Here is a 6,830-nt window from a genome sequence, read left to right as displayed (position 1 = left end):
AGTATAGACAAAAATCTCCCACCACTGGGAGATTTTTTTACTTTACGAATTGAAGCTATATTTTTATAGGTAAGACATTGCAGGAGCTTCATTCAGGCATCGCATTTAAACCGCCTGGGAACAAATCATGGAAAGGCTGCCCTCAAAGATAACATCCCCGAATCCGGCAGGCACAATAAAATGCTGTCCCTTTGATACCGGGATGCCGTTTACACTTCCCTCTCCGTCCAGAATACTCACATTGGCAAAGCTGTCCCCATAGTTCTCCGTCCAGCAGCCTGTCATGTCTATCTTGTCCACAGTATAGTAAGCGCAGGTCACAAGATGTTCTTTTCTACCGCTGTCCGTCTCCTTCACAACTGCCGGCATTGCATTTTGGTCCTCCTTAAAAGGCGCTTCTATCACATCAATGCTCTCCTTTATATGGAGCTGCCTGGGCTTCCCGCCGGACAGCCTGTCGTAGTCATAAACGCGGTATGTAATATCACTGCTCTGCTGGGTCTCCAACACCAGGGTGCCGCCCTTTATGGCATGGACGCATCCGGGATTAATCTGAAAAAAGTCTCCCTTACTGACAGGAATTTCCCGTATGAATTCCTTCCAGCGTTTTTCCTCTATCATCTGCTTTACTTCATCCTTATTACCTGCATGGTGCCCAATCACAATGGTGGCATCCGGATCGCAGTCCAGGATATACCAGCATTCTGTCTTGCCCAGAGATCCGTTTTCATGCTCCCCGGCGTAGGCATTATCCGGATGAACCTGTATGCTTAAGTCGTTCCTGGCATCAATAATCTTTACCAGCAATGGAAATTCCTTATGACAGCCTGCCGCAGCCCCAAACCACTCAGGGTGGCTCTCCCACAGGGAGCTTAAGCTCTGTCCTTTCCATGTTCCGCCTGCAATACGGCAATCCCCGTTCTTATGCGCGCTGATAGCCCAGCACTCGCCTGTGCGGCTGCTTGGGATATCGTAACCAAACACATCTTTAAGACGTGTTCCTCCCCAGATGGCCTCCTTAAAAACAGGTTCCATAAATAGTAATTCTCTCATGTCTCTCTCCTTATTTTTCCCCTTTTTGATGCAATCAATGCATCTTCTTACATCATACCCTGCTTTTTCCGGTTGTCAAGATTTAAATGGGACGGGGAAAGGATTTTCCGGACGAATCACCGCCCGGAAGCATCCCCTTTCCCATCTACCGCACTACATCTTCTGCACTGCATCTCCTGCACTGCATCTCCTGCACTGCATCTCCTGCACTGCATCTCCTGCGCTGCATCTCCTGTCATTGCAGGCCCCTGTGAAGTGCGCAGACAGCACAAATGCGTTTTCCAATCACCTTTTAACCTTCCAGATTTTCCTCAATACGCAGCAGCTGATTGTATTTGGCCACGCGGTCAGAACGGCAGGGAGCGCCGGTCTTAATTTGTCCTGCATTGACAGCCACTGCAATATCTGCAATGATGGAATCCTCCGTCTCACCGGAACGGTGGGATATAATGGTGCCGAATCCGGCCCTCTTAGCCATTTCGATAGCCTCAAAGCTTTCAGACAGCGTACCTATCTGATTCACCTTCACCAGAATGGCGTTTCCTGCTCCCAGCTCAATGCCCTTTGACAGCCGTTTCGTATTGGTGACGAACAAATCATCTCCTACCAGCTGAATACGTCCTCCCAGTTCCTTGGTCAGCATTTTCCAGCCCTCCCAGTCCTCCTCCTGGAGTCCGTCCTCTATGGAACAGATGGGGAACGCATCTACAAGACGGCGGTAGTAATCCACCATCTCCTGTGCGCTGCGCCGGATTTCCTTTCCCGCCATGCGGCTTTCTCCCGGGAACAGGTACATGCCGCTGGCTTCATCATAGAGTTCACTGGACGCCGCATCAATGGCAATCTTCATATCGGTTCCCGGCTTCAGTCCGCTCTTTTCCATGGCTTTCACCAGAAATTCAAGCACAGCCTCAGAGTCCTTAAGGTCCGGCGCAAATCCGCCCTCATCCCCTACTCCTGTGCTGTAGCCTTCTTCTTTAAGAAGCTTCTTTAAGGTGTGATAGACCTCCGCACACATCCTCAGACGCTCCGCAAAACAGCAGGCCCCGAACGGCATAATCATGAATTCCTGCAAATCAACTGTATTGTCTGCGTGCTTTCCTCCGTTTAGAATGTTCATCATGGGAACAGGCAGGACGGATGCATGGATTCCTCCCAGATACCTGTAAAGAGGCATCCGTAGCCCATTTGCAGCAGCCCTGGCCACGGCCATGGACACGCCCAGAATGGCATTGGCCCCCAGCTTTCCCTTATTCTCTGTTCCGTCCGCCTCCAGAAGCAGACGGTCGATGTGTCTCTGGTCCAATGCGCTTTCAAAGAGAACTGCTTCGCTGAGCACAGTATTCACATGCTCTACAGCTCCCCGGACTCCCAGTCCGTTGAACCGATTCCCGCCGTCCCGAAGTTCTACGGCCTCGAATTTTCCGGTGGATGCACCGGAGGGAACGGCCGCCCTGCCGGTGGCGCCTCCTGTCAGGCACACTTCCACCTCCACCGTAGGATTCCCCCTGGAATCCAGTATCTCTCTGCCGGTTACCGCCTCTATCTCCAGTTCGTTTACCATAAAAAAATGACCTCCTCATATCAATCTTATCATTGATATAAGGATAGCCATTTTTTAACATTATATGTATGGAATCAGTCATTTTAGCAGGCTCATCCATCCTTAATTTATCCTGGCCCCATCCGCGCCCACTGTAAATCCATCCGGTGTGACCGCAGATACCAGCATGGCCCCTGACGGGTCGCAGTAATACAGCTTATCTTCCCAGGATATCCAGCCGGTCTTCATATATCCCTCCTGGTCAAAGAAATACCACTTGTAATTGATATACTGCCAGCCGTTTGACGTGTAAGTTCCGTCTCCCTTCTGGTACCACCAGCCCCGGTCATCCCTGAGCCACTGGCCGTTCACCCTGGTCAGGTCTTCCTCTGTAATCTCAATATAGGGAGATTCCTGCCATTCACCGGCATTGTTCCTGGAATCCATGGCCCTGACTTTAAAATAGTAGGTGCCTGCCTTTGGGAACTTGCCGGAAAAATCATAGCTGTTTTCCTTTACCGTATAGGTGGCTCCGATGCCGTCCTCATAAGAATTGCCTCCCCTTCGGCACAGGCGGACCTTATAATTCTTAGCCAGGCTCATATCATCCCAGTGGGCCACCCCGTTATCTTCATCCCACATCAGACCGCTTACATCCAGATCCTCATCATCCTCGTCCAGCTTATCCAGCCTTACCACCAGGACCATCTCTTCCTTATCATTCTTAGTGGAACTGGATACATACTTGACCGTATCGCCGGAAAATGAAAACGCGCTCTTTCCCGATTTCTTAAAGTAATAATCACTGTCAGCGGAAAGCCATATCTCCACTTTCGGCTTGTCACCGCCTACCCAGCTGTCGCCCTCATTGACAATATCCACGCTCTCAATGGAACACTCCCCATCCTCCAGGCTCACGTCCACGTTTCCGCCTATTTCTCCTGCCTGGATATCCGATGTGAAATTAAGTTTAATTTTCCCCACTGGTGTCCTTTCCTCTTTTGCAAAGGCTGTAAAGGACAGGGTGCAGGCCATAAACAGAGCTGCACCTGCCAGCACGGCATATGCTCCTCTTTTCCTCATTTGAACCTCCTCCTTCCCGCTTGCGTCTGTTTTCCTATTATAGCACATATCATCGGCTTCTGTCATCCTCCGGCACACCAAACTTGTTCCATTTTCATATAGTATAGTATGCCGGGGCGTTAATGGACATCCGGCCTATAATGAAACAGATATACAGGGGGATTGCTTTTGATAACCATTAGTCTTTGTATGATTGTAAAAAATGAGGAGGCTGTTCTGGAACGGCTCCTAAGGACCATGTCCACTGTGGCGGATCAGATTGTTATTATGGATACCGGATCCACGGACCGGACAAAAGAAATCGCAGCCCGCTATACGGATGAGGTCTACGATTTCCCGTGGACGGATGATTTCGCCGCTGCCAGGAACGCCGTCTGCCAGAAGGCGGTGTCGGACTACTGGATGTGGATGGACGCGGACGATGTAATGGAGCCTGAACAGGCTGCCCGCTTAAAGAAATTGAAGGAAACCCTGGACCCCTCTGTGGATGTGGTGATGATGAAATATCTCACTGGTTTTGACGAAAACGGGAGAACCTCCTTTTCCTATTACAGGGAGCGTATCTTAAAAAACCACAAGGGTTTCCGGTGGCAGGGCCGGGTGCATGAAGCTGTCCCCCCTGCCGGCAATATCCTATACACCGATATTGAGATTCAGCACCGGAAGGAGGGCGCCGGGGATAAGGACCGCAACCTTCGGATATACGAAACCATGCTGAGCCAGGGAGAACCTCTGGAACCCAGACACCAGTTCTACTACGCCAGGGAGCTGTATTACCACGAACGCTATGAAGATGCGGTACGGGTGTTCAGGGCATTCCTGCAGGAACCGGATGGGTGGGTGGAAAACAAGATAGACGCCTGTCTCCATCTGGCTCTGTGCGAGGAGCATCTGGGACATACAGAAAAGGCCGTGGAGGCACTTTTAAAAAGCTTCTTATATGACAGTCCCCGCGGTGAAGCCTGCTGTGAACTGGGGCGGATGAAAATGAAGGAAGAAAAATACAGGGAGGCTGCTTATTGGTATACCCAGGCATTATCCTCCCGGCCTGCGGAACAGACAGGCGCTTTTGTCCGAAAGGACTGTTACGGCTTCCTGCCTTCTATTCAGCTGTGTGTATGCTATGACCGTCTGGGCGACCACCGAAGAGCATGGCACTATCACTTGAAGTCACAAAAGCTGAAACCTGAACACCCATCTGTCAGGCAGAACCAGACCTACTTTGAACACAAACTGAAACGTCCGGCGGAAGGGCAGCCTTCCGCACTATAAAATAAGGAGAGGTAATTATGTATTTTAATTTTTCCAACGGAATGAATCGAAATGATAATATAGAACAACGCAGACCATGCGGATACCCCGGAAACAACGGTTTTCCAGGTAATGGCGGCTGCCCCGGCGACTATGGTTTCCCAGGTTCCGGAAGATACCCGGAAGATGATTGCCAGGACAGCGACAGCTGTGGCGGCGACAGCACAGCCCAGACAGATAACAGATGCCCAGGTAACGGCGGGTTTCCAGGCGGCGGGTTTCCGGGCTGCTGCCCAGGCCCCAGAGGACCACAGGGGCCTGCCGGACCAACAGGCGCTCAGGGACCAATGGGACCCAGAGGATGCCCCGGAGCACAGGGCCCTACCGGACCAACTGGTGCCATGGGGCCTCAGGGCTATGTAGGCCCCACCGGGCCGACAGGGCCTCAGGGACCCAGAGGATTCACCGGTGAGACAGGGCCTCAGGGACCCCAGGGACCAATGGGACTTCCCGGACCACAGGGCATAGCCGGCAGCACAGGCGCTACCGGAAGCCAGGGACCACAGGGGCCTCAGGGAGTTACCGGACCTGCCGGACCTCAAGGCATCCAGGGACCCCAGGGAGCTACCGGACCTGCCGGACCTCAAGGCCCCCAGGGACCTCAGGGGCCGCAGGGACCTCAGGGCAGCACCGGAGCCGCAGGGCCTCAGGGACTGACCGGAGCTACCGGACCCATCGGACCGACCGGAGCTACCGGACCTCAGGGAATCCAGGGCATCCAGGGGCCACAGGGACCTCAGGGAGCTACCGGCGTTACCGGACCTCAGGGTATCGCAGGAGCAACCGGGCCGACTGGCACGACCGGGCTGACTGGCGCAACCGGGCCGACTGGTGCAACCGGGCCGACTGGTGTGACCGGACCAACTGGCGCGACCGGGACTGCCGGTATCACAGGGGCCACGGGCGCGACCGGCTTAGCCGGGACCACCGGACCAACTGGTGCGACCGGGCCTACAGGCGCAGCTGGTGGGATTGCAGCATACGGCGGAATGTATAGAACAACCACAACGCCAATTTCTATCGGTATTGCATCTACACAACAAGTAGCTTTTAATAATACCATGCCATTATTAAATACAACCGTAGCTGCCAATGCGATTACCGTAGCTAATACCGGTATATATGAGATTAACTGGAAGTTAGTATCAACAGCATCAGTGGCAGTGGCATTAACTTTAGCTATACGCCGTAATAGTGTTCCTATTGCATCAACCACCAGTACAAGAACCTTATCACTTGGTGTTGAAAGTTTATTTGAAGGCAGCGTTATTTTCAATTTAACTGCTGGAGATGTAATAGATATGGCTTTGTCTTCTGCACTGGCCGTAACATTAACTTTATCAACAGGAACAAATGCAACATTGACAGTAAAGCAGCTTAGCTGATAATTGTTTAAAACACCTTTGTGTTTTAAACAGTGTAAATTGATGTGATTATGCTATATTTTATTTTATCCTCATTTATGGGACATAACAATTTTCCTATTATGTACGGCCTGGCTGCACCAAAAGGACCAATTGGGGCACAAGGACCTGCTGGAACCACAGGGGCTGCCGGCGCTACCGGCCGGTAGTCGCCGCCCCTAGTCCGCACGCCCGGAATACCACAGCTGCCCTGCTCATGTCCTCATGTATTCTTCTTAATAACGCACCCATGGCAGGAAGCATAGAAGCACCCGCCGTTGCAACCGGAAAATTCTCCGTCACCCGGCCGGCATAACGCAAATATATGCTCCGCCAGTTGTTCGTTTCTTCTTATGGTAGATTTGGTCCTGATAAACGCGATATGATGTGTCACGTCAAGTGAATTAGGGCCGAATATACCACAAGTGGGGCATGCT

The 6,830-nt window shown here is 51.9% G+C and carries 7 protein-coding genes; 2 read left to right on the top strand and 5 right to left on the bottom strand.

Annotation, left to right across the window (positions count from 1 at the left end):
- Positions 1-105: 105 nt before the first annotated feature.
- The 4 genes from LI015_RS14630 to LI015_RS14620 all read right to left on the bottom strand — a co-directional run bounded on the left by LI015_RS14630 (position 106) and on the right by LI015_RS14620 (position 3,679).
- Entirely contained in the window at positions 106-1,053 is a 948-nt protein-coding gene (locus LI015_RS14630) for a type I phosphomannose isomerase catalytic subunit (protein ID WP_002572181.1), read from the bottom strand.
- 116 nt (positions 1,054-1,169) lie between these two features.
- Positions 1,170-1,292 (bottom strand): hypothetical protein, encoded by a 123-nt coding sequence (locus LI015_RS28250; RefSeq protein ID WP_264468450.1) that lies wholly within the window; start codon positions 1,290-1,292, stop codon positions 1,170-1,172.
- 53 nt (positions 1,293-1,345) lie between these two features.
- Complete coding sequence (eno, locus tag LI015_RS14625) at positions 1,346-2,617, bottom strand: phosphopyruvate hydratase (RefSeq protein ID WP_002572180.1); 1,272 nt, start codon at positions 2,615-2,617, stop codon at positions 1,346-1,348.
- 102 nt (positions 2,618-2,719) lie between these two features.
- Complete coding sequence (locus LI015_RS14620) at positions 2,720-3,679, bottom strand: hypothetical protein (RefSeq protein WP_002569634.1); 960 nt, start codon at positions 3,677-3,679, stop codon at positions 2,720-2,722.
- A 168-nt stretch (positions 3,680-3,847) separates the two neighbouring features.
- Here LI015_RS14620 and LI015_RS14615 point away from each other — a divergent pair, with 168 nt between their 5' ends.
- Both LI015_RS14615 and LI015_RS28745 read left to right on the top strand, forming a co-directional pair.
- Entirely contained in the window at positions 3,848-4,951 is a 1,104-nt protein-coding gene (locus LI015_RS14615; protein ID WP_002572179.1) for a glycosyltransferase, read from the top strand.
- A 17-nt stretch (positions 4,952-4,968) separates the two neighbouring features.
- Positions 4,969-6,375 carry a BclA C-terminal domain-containing protein gene (locus tag LI015_RS28745; protein WP_002572178.1) on the top strand — a complete coding sequence of 469 codons (1,407 nt, stop codon included), beginning with the start codon at positions 4,969-4,971 and terminating at the stop codon, positions 6,373-6,375.
- Between the two features lie 241 nt (positions 6,376-6,616).
- Here LI015_RS28745 and LI015_RS29025 read toward each other — a convergent pair whose 3' ends face one another.
- Positions 6,617-6,787 carry a hypothetical protein gene (locus tag LI015_RS29025; protein WP_369293732.1) on the bottom strand — a complete coding sequence of 57 codons (171 nt, stop codon included), beginning with the start codon at positions 6,785-6,787 and terminating at the stop codon, positions 6,617-6,619.
- Between the last annotated feature and the right edge of the window lie 43 nt (positions 6,788-6,830).

This window comes from Enterocloster sp. 210928-DFI.2.20, from assembly GCF_020554465.1.
GTDB lineage: Bacteria > Bacillota > Clostridia > Lachnospirales > Lachnospiraceae > Enterocloster > Enterocloster bolteae.
Note: the sequence above shows the minus strand (reverse complement) of the source record. Positions and strands in the feature narration are given on the sequence as shown.

Bases quoted from the DNA above. Each gene is read 5' to 3' on its own strand.
- LI015_RS14630 (WP_002572181.1), bottom strand. From the start codon at position 1,053: ATGAGAGAATTACTATTTATGGAACCTGTTTTTAAGGAGGCCATCTGG.
- LI015_RS28250 (WP_264468450.1), bottom strand. From the start codon at position 1,292: ATGACAGGAGATGCAGCGCAGGAGATGCAGTGCAGGAGATGCAGTGCA.
- eno (WP_002572180.1), bottom strand. From the start codon at position 2,617: ATGGTAAACGAACTGGAGATAGAGGCGGTAACCGGCAGAGAGATACTG.
- LI015_RS14620 (WP_002569634.1), bottom strand. From the start codon at position 3,679: ATGAGGAAAAGAGGAGCATATGCCGTGCTGGCAGGTGCAGCTCTGTTT.
- LI015_RS28745 (WP_002572178.1), top strand. From the start codon at position 4,969: ATGTATTTTAATTTTTCCAACGGAATGAATCGAAATGATAATATAGAA.